Here is a 16,137-nt window from a genome sequence, read left to right on the forward strand (position 1 = left end):
ACCGCACAGGAAGCAGGAGCCGATGGCCCGCTACATGAGCATCACCCTCACCAAAGCCGGCGTCACCTGCCGGGCGCGCCTGCTCGACGACGAAGCGCCGCGCACGTGTGCCGCCGTCTGGGACGCGCTCCCGCAGGAGGGCGACGCCTTCCACGCCAAATACGCCCGCAACGAGGTCTACGCGCTGGTGCCCCGCATCACGGCGGCCCCGCATCGGGAAAACCCCACCGTCACACCGATTCCCGGCGATGTCTGCCTCTTCGACTTCGAACCGTGGGAAATCGGTAACCCCGCCTACGGCTACGAACCCGGTTCCGCCGCCCATCACGCCCAGGGCGCCACCGACCTGGCCCTGTTCTACGGCCGCAACAATCTGCTGATCAACGGCGACCTCGGCTGGGTTCCCGGCAGCGTTTTCGCCACCATCGAGGACGGCCTCGCGGACTTGGCGGCAGCCTGCAACGGGCTGTGGTTACGCGGCGTCGAGGGTGAGACGTTGGCTTTCGCCCGCGCCTGAGCGAGCGATCTCTCAGGAGTTCAGCACGAACTCGGCGTGCCTGGCGACCGCGAGGATCAGGTCGTCGGAGTGCCGGGGGCCGACGATCTGCAAGCCCACCGGCATTCCGGCGCGCGTCGTGCCGACCGGGATGCTGATGGCGGGCTGCTGCGTCATGTTGAACGGGTAGGTGAACGGGGTCCAGTCGGGCCAGCCGTGCAGTCCGCTGCCCGGCGGGACATCGTGTCCGGCTTCGAACGCGGTGATCGGCATGGTCGGGGTGATCAGGACGTCGTAGGCGGTGTGGAAGGTGCCCATCGTGATGCCGACTTCGGCCGCGACATGGCGGGCGTCGAGATAGTCCACGGCGCTGACGGCTTCGCCGCGAGCCCAGACCGCGCCCAAGCCGGGATCCACCTTCGCACGGGAGCCGGCCGGGAACTTCGACAGCATGGTCGCCGCACCTGCGGCCCAGAGGGTTTCGAACGCTTCGCGCGGGTCGGCGAAGCCGGGATCGACCGCGTCGATGGTCAGGTCGGCCTCGGCCAGCCGCTGCACCGCGCGCTCGACGATCTCGGCCACCTCGGAGTCCACCTGTGCGTACCCGAGCGTGGCGGAGTAGCCGACCGACAGCCCGCGCACATCCCGCTGCATCTCGCTGCGGAAGGTCGTGAAGGTGGGCGCCAGCGCGGTCGGGTCCCGCGGATCCGGCAGCGAGAGGATGTCCATCAGCAGCGCCGCGTCCTCGACGGTGCGCGTCATCGGCCCGGCGTGGGCGAGGGGTCCGAACGGGCTGGCGGGGTACAGCGGCACCCGCCCGTGCGTCGGTTTGAAGCCGACGATCCCGCAGAACGAGGCCGGAATCCGGATGCTGCCGCCACCGTCGGTGCCCACCGACACCGGCGTCATCCCGCCCGCCACCGCCGCCGCGCTGCCCCCGGACGACCCACCCGCGGTCGTCGCGGGATCGGCGGGATTGCGCGTGATGCCGGTGAGCGGACTGTCGGTGACACCCTTCCAGGCGATCTCCGGGGTGGTCGTCTTGCCGACGAACACCATCCCGTCCTCGCGCAGTCGAGCGGCGACCGGACTGTCCACCAGCCACGGCCCGCCCGCGTCGACGCAGGTGGAACCACGCAGGGTCGGCCAGCCTTCGGTCAGAAAGATGTCCTTGATGGAGATCGGCACACCGTCGAGTAAGCCGCGCGGATGGCCCGACTGCCAGCGCGCCTCGGAGTCCTTCGCCTGCACCAGCGCCCGGTCCGGATCGACCAGGCAGAAGGCGTTGAGCGCGCCGTCGCGGGCGGCGATGGCGTCCAGGCAGGCTTGCGTTGCTTCGACGGGGGAGAGCTGCCCGGCCGCATAGGCCGAGACCAACTGAACCGCCGTCATCACGGTGGGATCGGTGGGGAGATCGGGCTGCGTCATGGCGGGGCTCCTTCAGCCGGGCACGTACCCGAGCGTCTTGTCGACAACGTTGTCCAGCGGCAGTCCGGCTGCCCACCTGCCGAAATTGTCGGTGAATGCGCGGACGATCTCGGTGCGCCAGCCCTGGAAATCGCCCGAATTGTGTGGCGTGAGCACCACATTCGGCAGATCCCACAGCGGATGACCGGCGGGCAGCGGCTCCGGATCCACCACGTCCAGTGCGGCCGCGGCGATCGAACCGTTGCCGAGCGCGGCCACGAGAGCGTCGGTAACCACTAGTTCCCCGCGTCCGACATTGACAAACCTGGCATGCGGTTTCATCGCCGCGAACGCGGCGGCATCGAACATGTGCCGGGTCTGCGCGGTGAGCGGCGCGATCGCGATCACGTAGTCCGCGCCGGGCAGTTCGGCGTGCAGGTCGTCGCTGATGGTGCCGAAATCCGGGTCACCGGCGCGGGCGCGGCGCCCGACCCCGCGCACCGTCATGCCCGCGGCGCGCAGCAATCGCGCGATGGTCCGGCCGATCGAGCCGGTCCCGACGATCAGTGCCGTTGCCCCGGCCACGCGTTCGGATTCTCGGTGCCGCCACTCGTGCCGCTGCTGCAACCGGATCGACCCGGGCAGGTCCTTGGCGAACGAGATGATCTGTCCGAGGACATATTCGGCGATGGCCGTATCGAAGACGTTGCGGGTATTGGTGACCACCACCTCGGATGCGCGCAGTTCCGGGAACATCACCGGATCCACGCCGACGCCGCCCATGTGCAGCCAGCGCAGGCGATCGGCGCTGTGCCACGCGCCGGGGACGGCGCGAGTCTGGAAGTCGTAGACGAACAGCACATCGGCGCCGTGTAGCGCATCGGCGAGCCCGTCGGCCTCGGTGTAGCGCACGTCGGCGCGCTCGGCAACGGGGGCCATGAGGTCCGATTCGGGCACGCTGTCACGATGTAGGACGGTGACAATCGGCCCGTTTTCCACATTGACACCGTACGATCAGATCGTATGATTGTCAACAATCCGATCGTGTTCGGAGGTCTGCCCGGCTGAGCGCGAGAGGGGCCGCAGTGGAGTTCAGCTTCCCGGACATCGACGGGCCGGTAGCCCAACGAGGTATCGGCGTGATCGCGCCGTTCGACCTCGCCCTCGAACGGGAACTGTGGCGGTGGGCGCCCCTCGAGGTGAGTCTGCACCTGGCCCGAACACCCTATGAACCGGTGCCGGTCTCCCTGGCGATGGCCGAACTCGTGTCCAACCCGCTGCATCTCACGGCGGCCACCCACGACGTGCTGCACGTGGAACCGGAAGTCGTTGCCTACCTGTGTACTTCGGGCAGCTTCATCAACGGGCTCGCCTACGAGCGATCCCTGCGGGAAACGATCTGCCTGGCCGGTGCGCCGGACGCGGTGACCACCTCCGGAGCCTTGGTGGAAGCGATCAAGCACCTCAACATCACCCGCATGTCGGTGATCACCCCGTACGACGAGATCCTCACCGGCAAACTGCACGACTTCCTCGACGAAGCGGGCTGCACCACGATCAAGTCCGATCACCTCGGGCTCGGCGGCGGTATCTGGAAGGTCAACTACCGCACCATCGCCGAACGGATACTCGGCGCCGACGACCCCCGCTCGGAAGCGATCTTCGTCAGCTGCACCAACCTGCCGACCTACGACGTGATCGAGCCACTCGAACAGGCGCTCGGCAAACCCGTCCTCACCGCCAATCAACTGACCATGTGGGCCTGCCTCGGCCGGATGAAACTCCCCATGATGGGCCCAGGAAAGTGGCTCGTCAATGTCTTCTGAACGGAGCGAGATGCACACGCCGACCATCGGATTCATCTACCCCGACCACGCCGCCGAGGACGACTACCCCCGCGCCGCGGCCCTGCTCGGCGCCGCGCTGCCGGTGGCCCACATCTACGGCACCGACCTGCACGCCGTCCCCGAACTGCTCGATCTGGGCAGCCCGGAGAAGCTGAGCCACGGCGCGTCGTTGCTCGCGGCCGCCGACCCCGCCGCCGTTGTCTGGGCGTGCACCTCGGGCAGTTTCGTCTACGGGCAGGAGGGTGCGCGCGGTCAGGTCGCGAGCCTTGCCGAGGCGGCGGGAGTGCCCGCCTCGAGTACGAGCTTCGCGTTCGTCGAAGCGGCCCGGGCGCTCGGCGTGCGGCGCGTGGCCGTCGTCGCGAGCTACCCCGAGGAGGTGGCGCGGTTGTTCGTCGACTTCCTCGCCGACGCGGGCATCGAGGTGGTGTCGATGTCGAGCGCCGGGATCGACACCGCCGCCGAGGTCGGCACCCTCACTCCCGATCAGGTCCTGACCCTGGCCGTCACCAACGATCACCCCGACGCCCAGGCACTGCTCATCCCGGATACGGCGATGCATACTCTCGAGGTGCTCCCGAAACTCGAAGCCGCGCTCGGCAAGCCGGTGCTGACGGCGAACCAGGTCACCATCTGGGAAGGTCTGCGGCTGGCCGGGGTCACCGCGGTCGCTCCCGAGCTGGGCGCGTTGTTCGCGGAGGGGAGTCGCCATGTCGATCATTGATTTCGAGCCGGTCAACCAGCAGTCCACCGCGGAGATGATCGCCGACCGCCTGCGCGAGGCGATCATGCGCGGTGCGCTGGCGCCCGGCGCCCAGCTCGGCGAAGCCGACCTGGCAACCAGCTTCGGCGTCTCCCGTGGACCCGTGCGCGAGGCCATGCAACGCCTCGTGCAGGAGGGCCTGCTGTTCAGCATCCGCAACCGCGGCATCTTCGTCATCGAACTCACCACCGATGACGTCATCGATATCTACCGCGCCCGCACCGCCCTGGAGGGCGGCGCACTCGACCTCATCCTCGACGGCCGCCGCGACCTCGCCTACGCCGCGCTGCGACCCAGCGTCACCGCCATGCGGCTCACCGCCGAAGCGGGCGATGCCGCCGGTGTCTCCGACGCCGACCAGGCCTTCCACGAAGCCCTCGTCACCGCCGCCGACAGCCCGCGCCTCGTCCGCGCCGCCCGCACCCTGCTCATCGAAACCCGCATGTGCCTGGGCGCTCTCCAAACCACCTACCCCGACCTGCGCGAACAAGCCCGCGAACACGTCGAACTCCACGAGGCGATCGGCGCGGGCTCGCCCGAGCGGGCCCGCGCCTTGCTCGTGGAGCACATGGACGACGCGGTGCGACGCCTGCGCGACCGCTAGCTACGTTGTCCCCGGTTGTCGCGTCTGTCCGTCGGGCCGACCGGGGAGCGGGCGAGGTGCGAGGCGATGGTGCGTGACGGGCAGAATGGACGCGTACGAACACCCCCGACTCCCACCAGGAGCACTCGTGGACAGTGAACAGCGGACGCGCGCACAGGCTTTCGTCGATCTGCACCGCGAAGGCTGCTTCCTGCTGCCGAATGCCTGGGATGCGGGGAGCGCGCGGATCCTGGAGTCGGTGGGATTCCCCGCCATCGCGACCACCAGTGCGGGGGTCGCCTTCTCGTTCGGTCGCCCCGATCACGACTTCTTCACCGAGCACGGTGCGCACGGTCGCGTCGATCGGTCGACGATGATGCGGCGGATCCACGAGATCACCGGTGCCGTGCGGGTGCCGGTCAGCGCCGACCTCGAGGAGGGGTACGGACCGGACGCCCAGGAAGTGGCGACCACCCTCTCCCTCGCCATCGACGCCGGTGCGGCGGGCGGCAACATCGAGGACTTCACCGGTGATCGCACCACCCCGCTGTTCGACGAGGTACACGCGGTGGACCGGGTCCGGGCGGCGCGCGCGGCGGTGGCCGCCAGCGGTGCGCCGTTCGTGCTCGTCGGCCGCACCGACGCGCTGCTCGTGGACGCCGGTCTCGACGAGGCGATCCGCCGCGCCAACTCCTACCTCGCCGCCGGCGCGGACTGCGCCTTCGTCCCCGGGGCGGCCGACGCCGCCACGATCGCCACCCTCGTCGACGCGCTCGACGGACCACTCAACGTCGTCATGGGCCTGACCGGTGGCGGTTTGTCCATGGCCGAACTCGCCGACCTCGGCGTCCGCCGGGTCACCGTGGGCGGCAGCATCGCCCGCCTGCTCTACCGCCACCTCCTCGACGCGGCCACCGAGCTGTCCGAGCACGGCACTTTCACCTACGGCGACGCCCAACTCACCCAGACGGCTCTCAACGCCCACTTCACCGACCGCGCCTGAGCGGTGAACCCGCTCGTCGGTCTCGATCAGGAAGTAGGGCGGGCACCTCGCAGGTCGAGGAGCATGCCGAGGTACCCCATTTCCTGACTTTGGGATTGGGCCATGGCGCGGGCGGCCTGTTTCACCGGACCCGAGGCGAGCAGGGTGTCGGCGGCGCGGGCCATCGTGACGCCGCCCGCGTGGTGGCGGTACATCAGTTGCAGGAACAGGGTTTCGGCGTCGGCCGCGCGGGCCGCGGCGAGGGTGTCGAGGTCGGCGATGGTGGCCATGCCCGGCATCGTGGTCGGCGCGGCGGTCGAGTGGTGGTGGGTTCCCGCCATCCAGGTCATCGGGACGTCGGCGGTGGGTGCGGCGCCGGCGAGTTGGGTCCAGCCGAGCAAGGTGCCGATCTCCACCCGCTGGGTGTCGGCGATCTGGTCGGCCAGCCTGCGCACGGTGGGATCCACGGCCGGGTCGAGGCGCTCGGTGAGGATCAGCGCCTGCTGGTGGTGAGCGGTCATGTCCTGGACGAAGCCCAGCTCCGTCGTGGTGAGAACCGGTGCGGGCGTGGCTGTCTCGGTGACGAAGAGCGGTCGCAGGGCCGCGCCGAGTGCCAGCAGGAAGAGGACGGCGGCCCCGGTGAACGCCAGGCGGATCACCCGGTTCACGGTCACGACCCGACCGTGGACTGCTGATTCGCGGGCGGTGTGTACACCGCGTTGTCGAGCTGCAACACCATGAACCCGTTGTCGGAACAGGTGACATACAGCTGATCGCCACGCCACTCCGGCGGCGACAGGCACCAGTCCGTGGACAGGTCGCCGAACGCGATATCGCCTGCCCGAGCGGTCAGTACCTGCGCGGGATCGAACAGCCCTTCGGCCATCGACCGCAGTGCCGCCGGGGCGCTCATCACCGGGATGCCGATGATCGAGGCCAGGGCGTGGGGTGAGTTCCAGATCTCGAGATTGCGTCCGGTGCGGGCAGGCGGGTTGAAGTAGGCGATCTCGCGGATGTCGCCGGGATCGCGGACGTCGAACACCCGGATACCGGAGGAGATCCAGCCGCAGGCCAGTGCGGTCGGGTCGTCGGGTCGGTCGGCGGTGCAGTAGTGCGATTCGTAGGAGAACGCCGAACCGCCCATCGAGGAACCGATGCCCGCGTCGATATTGCCGGGCAGGTTGATCTCGAGTTTGATCTTCGCGGTGATCCTGGGCGCGCCGTCGTCGGATACATCGATGAGTTTCACGCCACCGGAGCCGCCCTCGTCGACGGTGAACAGGTGGGGCACACCGTCATAGGTCACGGGCACGCTGTGCTGGGTGGCCCAGCCGTCGGTCCAGAACGTGCGGCCCAGATGCGGCACGTGTGGATTCGGGTCGCGGCGTTGTACCGCGCTCACGTCGAGCACGGTGAATCCGCCCAGTGCGGAGATGTAGAGCCGGTTTCCGTCGGGACTCACTCCGAGCCCGTGCGCCTCGATCCCCGTCAGCCCCTGCCAGATCACCCGGGGATTCGCCGGATCGGTGAGGTCGATCGCGCTGAGAAAGCCGGGCACCAGGCCCGACGCCCAATACGTGCGTCCGTCGGGGGAGAAGCCGCCCTCGTGTGTCGTGATCGGCAGCGGCATCAGCAGATTCGAGCCGGTCCCGGGATTGAGCAGCCGGGGATGCGCGCAATCGGAGATGTCGTACACCGACAGGTATCCGGCTCCGATGCCGACCGGCACACCTGTCCCGACGAGCAGTTTGCGAGTCGTGTTGACCTTCAACGTCTCCCAGGTGCCCGCCAGCATGGCGGGTTCCGCCAGCGTCGCGGTCAGCCTCGGATTCGCCGGATCGGAGACATCGAGGACCTGGACGCCGGGGTGCTCGCTGAGCATGTTGCCGGGGAAGAAGGTGCCCATGTAGGCGCAGTGCTCGAAACTGGTGGAGGTGATGCCCGCTCCGCGCCCGGCGTAGCCCCCGACCATCGACATATTGCAGCGATAGCCCTGGGTGCTGCGCCCGCTGTCTCGGTCACCGGCGGGGACGTCGCCCTGCAATCCGGTCTCCGGCAGCGAGCCGGGTCCACAGTCGGCCCGCGGCACCGCCGTTCGGCCCACATCGAGGAATTCCTGCACCGCGCCGCTGAGGTCGGCGCCGAAATCGGCAGACGCACCGGACGGCAGGCCGACGGCCACTAGTGCGGCGATCGCGGCTGCCGCCACAGACCGCACCAGCGAATGTCGCAGGCGACGCGGCGGTGCCGCGCCGTGGTCGCCCGGCCGGATCGCGTGCTCGGCGTGTGGTGGGGTGTCGGTGTGCGGACGTGGTGGCATCGTTGCCCTCCCGAATCAATGACGCGGACAACGCAACTGGCTCAGACAGTTGTGCCGCATCACGAATAGTAAGGCGGTCGAATGGTTGCCGAGGGGTGTTTCGGGGAACAGGGTGTTGGGCGGGGCTCGGGCTTACCTCGGGTCGCCGCCCATACGCTGTACGGTTGCTCTGCACGACCAGCGCGTCTGAAAAGGCGGGGAGTTTCCGCGATCGGAGAGGACTCGGACCCATGTCGAACGATGTCGTAGGAAGTTCCGGCACCGCACCGCCGCCGGGCGGATCGGTAACCGGCGGATCGCCGGGCAAGCCCAGGCTGGATCTGCTCATCTTCTGCGCCACCGCGATCGGCGCGCTCGCCTTCGTCGCCTGGGGTGTCCTCGACGACGAGGGCCTTGCCTCCGCGGCGAGCGGCGCGCAGAAATGGGTCATCACCAATACGGGCTGGTTGTTCGTGCTCACCGCCACCGCGTTCGTGGTGTTCGTGATCTGGCTGGCGGTCAGCCGCTACGGCCGGATCCCGCTGGGCGCCGACGACGAGAAGCCCGAATTCCGCACCGTGTCCTGGATCGCGATGATGTTCAGCGCCGGCATGGGCATCGGCCTGATGTTCTGGGGTGTGGCGGAACCGCTGTCGCACTTCGTGAACCCGCCGCCGCACACCGCCGAGCCCGGCTCACCGGCCGCCGCGGAAGTCGCCATGGCCACCACGCTGTTCCACTGGACACTGCACCCGTGGGCGATCTACGCCGTCGCGGGCCTGGCCATTGCCTATGGCACGTTCCGAAAAGGCCGCTCGCAGTTGATCTCCTCGGTGTTCCGCCCGCTGCTGGGCCGGCACGCCGACGGCATCGGCGGCCGGGCGATCGACATGATGGCGATCTTCGCGACCCTGTTCGGCTCGGCAGCCTCCCTCGGCCTCGGCGCCCTGCAGATCGGCGCGGGCATGGAGTTCAACGGCTGGATCGACGGCATCGGAAAGATCGGTCTGGTGGCGATCATCGCGGGCCTGTCCGTGGCCTTCGTGCTGTCGGCGGTCTCGGGTGTCGAACGCGGCATCCAGTGGCTGTCCAACATCAATATGGTGCTGGCCCTTGCCATCGCGGCGTTCGTGTTCATCGCAGGCCCCACACTGTTCATCCTCAATATCCTGCCCACCTCGATCGGTGACTACATCGAGTACCTGCCGACCATGGCCTCGCGCACCGGCGCCGGTGACGACGCGATGCAGACGTGGCTGTCGAGCTGGACCATCTTCTACTGGGCCTGGTGGATCTCGTGGACGCCGTTCGTCGGCATGTTCATCGCGCGGATCAGCCGCGGCCGCACCATTCGTCAGTTCGTCACCGGCGTGCTGCTGGTGCCGAGCGTGGTGAGCCTGCTGTGGTTCGCGATCTTCGGTGGCGCGGGCATCTTCGAACAGGCGCAGAACGGTGACCTCACCGAACCCGACGGCTCGGTCGACTCCAACTTCGCCCTGTTCCACCTGCTCGACCAGTACCCGATCACCTCGGTGACCACGGTGGTCGTGATGATCCTCGTCGCGATCTTCTTCGTCTCCGGTGCCGACGCGGCCTCCATCGTGATGGGCACCCTGTCCGAACGCGGCAGCATCGAACCGTCGAAGTGGGTCGTCATCTTCTGGGGCGCGGCCACCGGCGCGGTCGCCGCGATCATGCTGGTGATCGCCGATTCCGACAATCTCGGCGGCGCATTGACCGGCCTCCAGGCGTTGACCACCGTGGTGTCACTGCCGTTCCTGGTGGTGATGGTGGCGATGTGCGTGTCGCTGTACAAGGATCTGCGCGACGACCCGCTGATCCTGCGCATGGATCGTGGCATCGAGCTGGTCGAGGGTGCGGTCGACCAGGGCACCGAACTGCACGACGGGGATTTTGCCCTCGTCACCGAACCGTCGGCGGAGGAGCCGCAAGGTCCGACCCTCGACAAGGGCGAGCCCCGGTCCGCTGATCGAGGCTAGTCGCTAGCGTCGAATCCGGCCTGCGCCGAGGACAACTCGGCGCAGGCCAGGCGCAGGCGATCGCGCAGTGCCTCCGCGGATTCGGCAACGGCTGCCTGGGCGCGGACGTAATCGGCTCGGCCGGTGGGGGTTTCGATGCGGACGGGTTCGTACCCGAAGTCGGACAGGTCGTAAGGACTGGCGCGCATGTCGAGTTCGCGTGCGGTGCAGGCGAGTTCGAAGCAATCGAGCAGCAGGTCCGAGGAGATCAGCGGCGCGAGCTTGAAACCCCACTTGTAGAGATCCATATTCGCGTGCAGGCACCCCGGCTGCTCCCGCTGCACCTGGTCCGCACGAGTGAGCGGTTCGGCATTGCGCCCCACCGCCTCCGGGGTGAAGAACCGGAACGCGTCGAAGTGCGTGCACCGCAACGACATCGACTCCACCACCGTATCCGTCCCCGCGTGTCCCAGACGCAGCGGAACCTGCTGATGCCGCACGTCATCGGTGCGATAGACCATCGCCCATTCGTGCAGCCCGAAACACGACAACTGCGCCGGACGACTCGCTGTCGCGGCGAGTAGTCCGGACACGAACCCGATCGTGTCGCGCCGCTTGGCGAGATACGCCGGGTCGGCAGTGAAGACACCCGGCTCGTCCGGCAGCTCGCAGTACCCCCGCGCACCCCGATAGTCACCCGCGTCGCGCAGCCCGACCCCGAACCCCGGATGCCACCGACGCAGCTGCGACGGCTTGTTGCCGTAATAAGTAAACAAGAAATCGATCACCGGGTGGGTGGTTCCCGCCGCCCGCCGCTCCAGATACGGCCCGACCAGCCGATCGAGCCGGTCTCGGTGTGCGCGCGCGGCGACCCGCCACTCGACCGCCGGCAATACCCGCAGGTCGAGAGCGTTGTCGAGGTCGCAGTCCTTGCTCACCTGGACATTCTCCCGCACCGGCTTTCCCTGGTGGATTCGCCCTGACAGGCGGCCGCGGGCCACAGCACGGCCGGTGAAGGGTGGTGTGCTGGGCGCTCGGGGTCAGTCTCCGAACTCGGCCCCGGCCTCGTGCGTCAGCGCGCCGGGGGTGCTGACGGGAGCGGACAATGATCCGGCGAGCATGTCGATGATCTCTGCCCATGCCCGCGCGTCCGCGGCCCGCGCCTCACCCGCCTCCGCCGCACGTTCGTGGTCGGCCAGGAGTGCGAAGAGCATCGTGGTCAGTGCTCGCAATCGGCGCACCCGCAGCCGTGGTGGCAGGGTGGTGAGCTCTCGGTCCAAGCCCTGCATGATGACGCGCACCGACGTGCGGCCCGCACTGTCCAGGTTGGCCGCGTCGGAGACGGCCGGGTGCGGGTGGATCTGTTCGAGAAATCGCGCGTAGTGGCGGATCCCGTGCCGCTCGCCGAGCTCGAACATGGGCACCACCAGGGCTTCGAGTAGCCCGTGCAGGCCCGGCGGTCGGCTCGCGCCCGCTTGTTCGGCGAGCAGTTCCAGTCGCCGCACCTCCAACGTCGCCAGCCGGAACTCGACCACTGCTTCGATGAGTCCGTCGCGGGATCCGAAGTGATACTGGATCGCGGAATTGTTTCGCTGACCTGCGGCGGCGGCGATATCGCGCAGCGGTACCGACCGTCCGTGCTCGGCGATCAGACGCTCCGCCGCGACGATGATGCGTTCCCGCGCTGCTGTCCCTGCCACAGTCCGCACAGTAGCCGTCCCACGGCAAGAATGAGAACTGATCCTTGACAGTTAAGCAATAGTTCTTAAAACTGCGTGTGACCGCAGACACATGCGGCGACATTCGGAGAGGAACTTGCGCCATGATCCTGGATACCTTCCGGCTCGACGGTCGCGTTGCCATCGTCACCGGAGCGGGCCGCGGCATAGGCGCGGCCACCGCGCTCGCGCTCGCCGAAGCCGGTGCCGACGTCGCCATCGCCGCCCGCACCACCGAACAGCTCGATGAGGTCGCCGGGAAGATCCGCGCCCTGGGCCGCCGTGCCGTCACCGTGTCGGCGGATCTGTCCGACCTGGCCGCGGTGAAAGCCTTCGCCGACACCGCCGCCGCCGAACTCGGCCGCATCGACATCGTGGTCAACAATGTCGGCGGCACCATGCCCAACACCTTCATGACCACCTCCCCGGAGTTCCTGGAGGACGCTTTCCGCTTCAATGTGTCCACCGCGCACGTCCTCACCCAGGCCGCGGTGCCGCACCTGCTGGAGTCGGACAACGCCTCGGTGGTCAGCATCTCCTCGATGATGGGCCGCACCGCGGGCCGTGGCTTCCTCGCCTACGGCACCGCCAAAGCCGCCCTCGCGCACTGGACCCGGCTGGCCGCTACCGACCTGTCGCCACGCATCCGCGTCAACGCCATCGCGGTCGGGTCGGTACTGACCTCCGCGCTGGATGTCGTTGCGAGTCAGCCCGAGATCAAGGCCACGATGGAAGCCGCGACCCCGCTGGGTCGACTCGGCGAGCCCTGGGAAATTGCGGCGGCCATCGTCTACCTCAGTTCACGGGCGGGCAGCTACGTCACCGGCAAGATCGTCGAAGTCGACGGCGGCATCGAAAGCCCGAACTTCGAACTCGGCCTGCCCGACCTGTGATCCACTCCCGCGCAAAGGATCTGACATGACCTACCGTGTAATCCAATGGAGCACCGGCAACGTCGGTGCGCGAGCACTGCGTTCCATCATCGCCCGGCCCGAACTGGAACTCGTCGGCGTCTGGGTATCGAGCTCCGCCAAAGCCGGGAAGGACGCGGGCGAACTCGCCGGGCTCTCCGTCGACACCGGCATCATCGCCACCACCGATGCCGACGCCCTGCTGGCCATGAAACCCGACTGCATCGTGCACACCGCCATGGCCGACGACCGGCTGATGGAATCGGTCGAGGACCTGAAACGGTTCCTGCGCGCCGGCATCAACGTGGTCTCCAGCAGCCCTGTCTTCCTGCAATACCCGTACGGAACCCTGCCCGACGAGGCGATCGCCCCGATCGTCGCGGCCGCCGAGGAGGGCGGCGCGTCCCTGTGGGTCAACGGCATCGACCCGGGCTGGGCCAACGACTGGCTGCCGCTGCTGCTCTCCAGCGGCTCCGAACGGATCGACCGCATCATCTGCTCGGAGATCATGGACTACTCCACTTACGACAATCCCAAGGTCGTCTTCGACATCATGGGGTTCGGCAGCGATCTCGACGTCCTGCCCATGCTGCTGCAACCCGGCATCCTCACCCTTGCCTGGGGCAGCGTCATCCGGCAGCTCGCCGCAGCGCTCGATATCGAACTCGATTCCGTCACACAACATTTCGAACGGCTACCGGCCACCGGTGACCTCACCGTCGGCGACCGCACCATCGCCGCGGGTACGGCCGCCGCTCTGCGCTTCCAAGTCCACGGCATCCGCGCCGACCGCGAGGTACTGACCCTCGAGCACGTCACCCGCCTGCACCCAGATCTGGCTCCCGATTGGCCGCAGCCGACCGGAAAGGGTGGCTATCGGGTCGAAATCCAGGGCGAACCGGACTACCGACTGGACCTTCAGCTCACCAGCGACGGTGACCACGCTCTCGCCGGTGTGGTCGGCACCGCCGCCCGCCTGGTCAGTGCCGTCTCGGCCGTGGTCGAAGCCCGCCCCGGCCTGCTGACCGCCACTGATCTGCCCCTCACCACCGGCCGTGGGCTGATGTCCTGACTGCCCGCTGTTCCGCGACTCGACGCGTGCCGAAAATCTAGAACACGTTATAGTTCTGCCGATAACGGTGTGGTCGGGCGACGATGCGGTCGGCCCGTGCTCGGAAGGGTGGACAAGTGCGGGCGTGGGATGACGCAGCCGATGTCGTGGTCGTCGGATACGGCGGAGCGGGAGTGGCCGCCGCGCTGGCCGCGCGGGAATCCGGCGCCGATGTGCTGGCAATGGACCGGTATCTGGGTGGCGGCGCTACGGCGCTGTCGGGTGGCATCGTGTACGCGGGCGGCGGCACCTGGGTGCAACGCGACGCGGGCATCGACGACGACGTCGACACCATGCTGGCGTATCTGCAGGCCGAGGTCGGTGACGCCGTGAGCGCCGCGACGCTGCGCCGATTCTGCGAAGAGTCCTCGGCGATGATCGACTGGCTGACCGGGCACGGCGTGCCCTTCCAGCCCTCGGTGTGCCCGTACAAGACGTCCTATCCGACCGATGACTACTACCTGTACTACTCGGGCAGCGAGAACTCCGGCGGTTACCGGGATCTCGCGACACCGCGTCAACGCGGTCACCGTACGCACGGCCCCGGCGTCTCGGGCAAGGCGCTGTTCGGGCCGCTGGCAGCGTCGGCGTCCGAGCACGGCGTTCGCGTCCGGACCGGCACCAGGGCGACTCGGCTCGTTGTCGAGGACGGGCGCGTGACGGGCATCGAGGCGCTCACGATCGCCGCCGCGCCCGCGGCGGTACGTCGCCGATTCGCCGCGCTCGCTCGGATCTCGGCGAAACCCGGTGTGTACCACCAGGGTTTGCGCCGGGCGGTGGAAAAGCTGCTCGCCCGGATCGAGCGCAGATACGGTGCGCCGGTCAGGATCCAGGCGAGATCCGGCGTGGTACTCACCACGGGCGGGTTCATCGCGAACGGGGAGATGGTCGCCCGGCACGCCCCCGCGTATCCGTGGTCGCAGGGACTGCCGCTGGGGAGCGCCGGTGACGACGGCAGCGGCATCACCATGGCGCTCGACATCGGTGCGGCGAGTGGAAAAATGGACGCGCTGTCGACCTGGCGGTTCATCGCGCCGCCCAGCGCCTTCTTCGGAGCGATCGCGGTGAATGCCCTGGGCGAGCGCATGATCGACGAGTCCCGCTACGGCGCGGCTCTCGGCGCGGCCATCGCCGCCAGTCCGGGTCATCGCGCGTGGCTGCTCGTCGACGCGGAGCTGGAGGCCGAAGCTCGCGGTCAGATCGGTACGCAGTCGGTGTGGTTCCAGCGCATGCAGACCGAGCGTTTGCTGCGGATCGGGCGCGTCTCGGGGAGCACCGTCGAGGAAGTGGCCGCACGTGCCGGGATCGACCGGTCCGCCCTGCGTGCAACCGTCGACGCGCACAACCGTGCCATCGAGGACGACCGCCCCGATCCGCTGGGTAAGCCCGACGACATCCGCCGCCCGTTGCGCACCGGACCGTTTGCCCTGCTGGATATCTCGTTCAAGGCGCGGCTGACCTACCCGATGCCGATGCTCACTCTCGGCGGCCTGCTGGTGGACGAGGACACCGGCGCTGTCCGCCTCGAGAACGGGGGAGTCGTGCCGGGACTCTTCGCCGCGGGGCGCGCGGCGGTCGGGGTCTGTTCGAACTCCTACATCAGTGGACTCTCGCTGGCCGACTGCGTCTTCTCCGGGCGGCGGGCGGGCACGCACAGCGCCCAGCCGCTGCTACACCGGTGAGGGTCCTCTCGGTCGCCGGCTGAGATCACGCGAGCATCCGATCGCGCCGTCGACTTCGGTGACGAACCTGCCGACCAGGTGCCCGCCCGCGGAGTCGCCCGCGACGACGATGTCGGCGGGTCGATGTCCGCCGGCGAGTAGTCGGCGGTAGCCCTGCAGCGCGTCCTCGTGTGCCGCGGGAAACGGGGCCTCGGGCGCGAGCCGGTACCGCAGGGAGAAAACGGGGTGTCCACACGCGCGACCCACCCGCCCGACCAGGCCACGGTGGGTGCCCGGCGAGCAGGAGACGTACGCACTGCTACGCGACCGGCTGCATCATGCTCGGACAACAGGGCAACTGACAAGAACTCATGTCAAAAGGC

The 16,137-nt window shown here is 68.4% G+C and carries 15 protein-coding genes and 1 pseudogene; 9 read left to right on the forward strand and 7 right to left on the reverse strand.

Annotated features, from left to right (window positions below; translation table 11 throughout):
* The first annotated feature begins 22 nt into the window (after window positions 1-22).
* On the forward strand, window positions 23-517 hold the full coding sequence (locus tag ACFVJ5_RS01925) for a DUF3830 family protein (RefSeq protein ID WP_358072207.1): 495 nt from the start codon (window positions 23-25) through the stop codon (window positions 515-517).
* A gap of 12 nt (window positions 518-529) precedes the next feature.
* Here ACFVJ5_RS01925 and ACFVJ5_RS01930 read toward each other — a convergent pair whose 3' ends face one another.
* Window positions 530-1,924 carry an amidase gene (locus ACFVJ5_RS01930; RefSeq protein ID WP_379218046.1) on the reverse strand — a complete coding sequence of 465 codons (1,395 nt, stop codon included), beginning with the start codon at window positions 1,922-1,924 and terminating at the stop codon, window positions 530-532.
* Between the two features lie 12 nt (window positions 1,925-1,936).
* A complete protein-coding gene (locus tag ACFVJ5_RS01935; protein WP_379218047.1) occupies window positions 1,937-2,902 on the reverse strand; it encodes a D-2-hydroxyacid dehydrogenase in 966 nt (321 codons plus the stop codon).
* 86 nt (window positions 2,903-2,988) lie between these two features.
* Here ACFVJ5_RS01935 and ACFVJ5_RS01940 point away from each other — a divergent pair, with 86 nt between their 5' ends.
* From ACFVJ5_RS01940 to ACFVJ5_RS01955, 4 genes are all read left to right on the forward strand, one after another.
* Window positions 2,989-3,729 carry an Asp/Glu/hydantoin racemase gene (locus ACFVJ5_RS01940; RefSeq protein WP_378995253.1) on the forward strand — a complete coding sequence of 247 codons (741 nt, stop codon included), beginning with the start codon at window positions 2,989-2,991 and terminating at the stop codon, window positions 3,727-3,729.
* Between the two features lie 10 nt (window positions 3,730-3,739).
* Complete coding sequence (locus ACFVJ5_RS01945; RefSeq protein WP_379219746.1) at window positions 3,740-4,471, forward strand: maleate cis-trans isomerase; 732 nt, start codon at window positions 3,740-3,742, stop codon at window positions 4,469-4,471.
* Window positions 4,458-5,114 (forward strand): GntR family transcriptional regulator, encoded by a 657-nt coding sequence (locus ACFVJ5_RS01950; protein WP_379218048.1) that lies wholly within the window; start codon window positions 4,458-4,460, stop codon window positions 5,112-5,114. Before ACFVJ5_RS01945 ends, ACFVJ5_RS01950 begins: the two co-directional genes overlap by 14 nt.
* 127 nt (window positions 5,115-5,241) lie before the next feature.
* Window positions 5,242-6,096 carry an isocitrate lyase/phosphoenolpyruvate mutase family protein gene (locus ACFVJ5_RS01955; protein ID WP_379218049.1) on the forward strand — a complete coding sequence of 285 codons (855 nt, stop codon included), beginning with the start codon at window positions 5,242-5,244 and terminating at the stop codon, window positions 6,094-6,096.
* Between the two features lie 26 nt (window positions 6,097-6,122).
* Here the strand turns inward: ACFVJ5_RS01955 and ACFVJ5_RS01960 are convergent, their stop codons facing one another.
* Both ACFVJ5_RS01960 and ACFVJ5_RS01965 read right to left on the reverse strand, forming a co-directional pair.
* Complete coding sequence (locus ACFVJ5_RS01960; RefSeq protein ID WP_379218050.1) at window positions 6,123-6,749, reverse strand: DUF305 domain-containing protein; 627 nt, start codon at window positions 6,747-6,749, stop codon at window positions 6,123-6,125.
* The gene (locus ACFVJ5_RS01965; RefSeq protein WP_379218051.1) at window positions 6,746-8,395 is read right to left on the reverse strand and encodes an LVIVD repeat-containing protein; all 1,650 of its coding nucleotides are present in this window, start codon (window positions 8,393-8,395) and stop codon (window positions 6,746-6,748) included. Before ACFVJ5_RS01965 ends, ACFVJ5_RS01960 begins: the two co-directional genes overlap by 4 nt.
* A gap of 230 nt (window positions 8,396-8,625) precedes the next feature.
* Here ACFVJ5_RS01965 and ACFVJ5_RS01970 point away from each other — a divergent pair, with 230 nt between their 5' ends.
* Window positions 8,626-10,374 carry a BCCT family transporter gene (locus ACFVJ5_RS01970; RefSeq protein WP_379218052.1) on the forward strand — a complete coding sequence of 583 codons (1,749 nt, stop codon included), beginning with the start codon at window positions 8,626-8,628 and terminating at the stop codon, window positions 10,372-10,374.
* Here the strand turns inward: ACFVJ5_RS01970 and ACFVJ5_RS01975 are convergent.
* Window positions 10,371-11,309, reverse strand: a complete 939-nt coding sequence (locus ACFVJ5_RS01975; RefSeq protein WP_379218053.1) for a 3-methyladenine DNA glycosylase — start codon at window positions 11,307-11,309, stop codon at window positions 10,371-10,373. The genes ACFVJ5_RS01970 and ACFVJ5_RS01975 overlap by 4 nt on opposite strands.
* 84 nt (window positions 11,310-11,393) lie before the next feature.
* Window positions 11,394-12,053, reverse strand: a complete 660-nt coding sequence (locus ACFVJ5_RS01980; RefSeq protein WP_379218054.1) for a TetR family transcriptional regulator — start codon at window positions 12,051-12,053, stop codon at window positions 11,394-11,396.
* A gap of 122 nt (window positions 12,054-12,175) precedes the next feature.
* Here ACFVJ5_RS01980 and ACFVJ5_RS01985 point away from each other — a divergent pair, with 122 nt between their 5' ends.
* The 3 genes from ACFVJ5_RS01985 to ACFVJ5_RS01995 all read left to right on the forward strand — a co-directional run bounded on the left by ACFVJ5_RS01985 (window position 12,176) and on the right by ACFVJ5_RS01995 (window position 15,775).
* Window positions 12,176-12,964: an SDR family oxidoreductase gene (locus ACFVJ5_RS01985; protein WP_379218055.1), complete on the forward strand. Its 789-nt coding sequence runs from the start codon at window positions 12,176-12,178 to the stop codon at window positions 12,962-12,964.
* Window positions 12,965-12,989: 25 nt separating this feature from the next.
* Complete coding sequence (locus ACFVJ5_RS01990; protein WP_379218056.1) at window positions 12,990-14,054, forward strand: diacylglycerol kinase; 1,065 nt, start codon at window positions 12,990-12,992, stop codon at window positions 14,052-14,054.
* A gap of 83 nt (window positions 14,055-14,137) precedes the next feature.
* Window positions 14,138-15,775, forward strand: coding sequence for an FAD-binding protein (locus ACFVJ5_RS01995; RefSeq protein WP_379218057.1), 1,638 nt, complete (start codon window positions 14,138-14,140; stop codon window positions 15,773-15,775).
* Here the strand turns inward: ACFVJ5_RS01995 and ACFVJ5_RS02000 are convergent.
* Window positions 15,764-16,060: pseudogene (locus tag ACFVJ5_RS02000) on the reverse strand (alpha/beta hydrolase fold domain-containing protein); the annotation flags it as partial. The gene ACFVJ5_RS01995 and the pseudogene ACFVJ5_RS02000 sit on opposite strands and share 12 nt — an antisense overlap.
* Window positions 16,061-16,137: the final 77 nt, after the last annotated feature.

Origin of the sequence: Nocardia sp. NPDC127606, assembly GCF_042671725.1 — a bacterium.
Taxonomy (GTDB): Bacteria; Actinomycetota; Actinomycetes; order Mycobacteriales; family Mycobacteriaceae; genus Nocardia.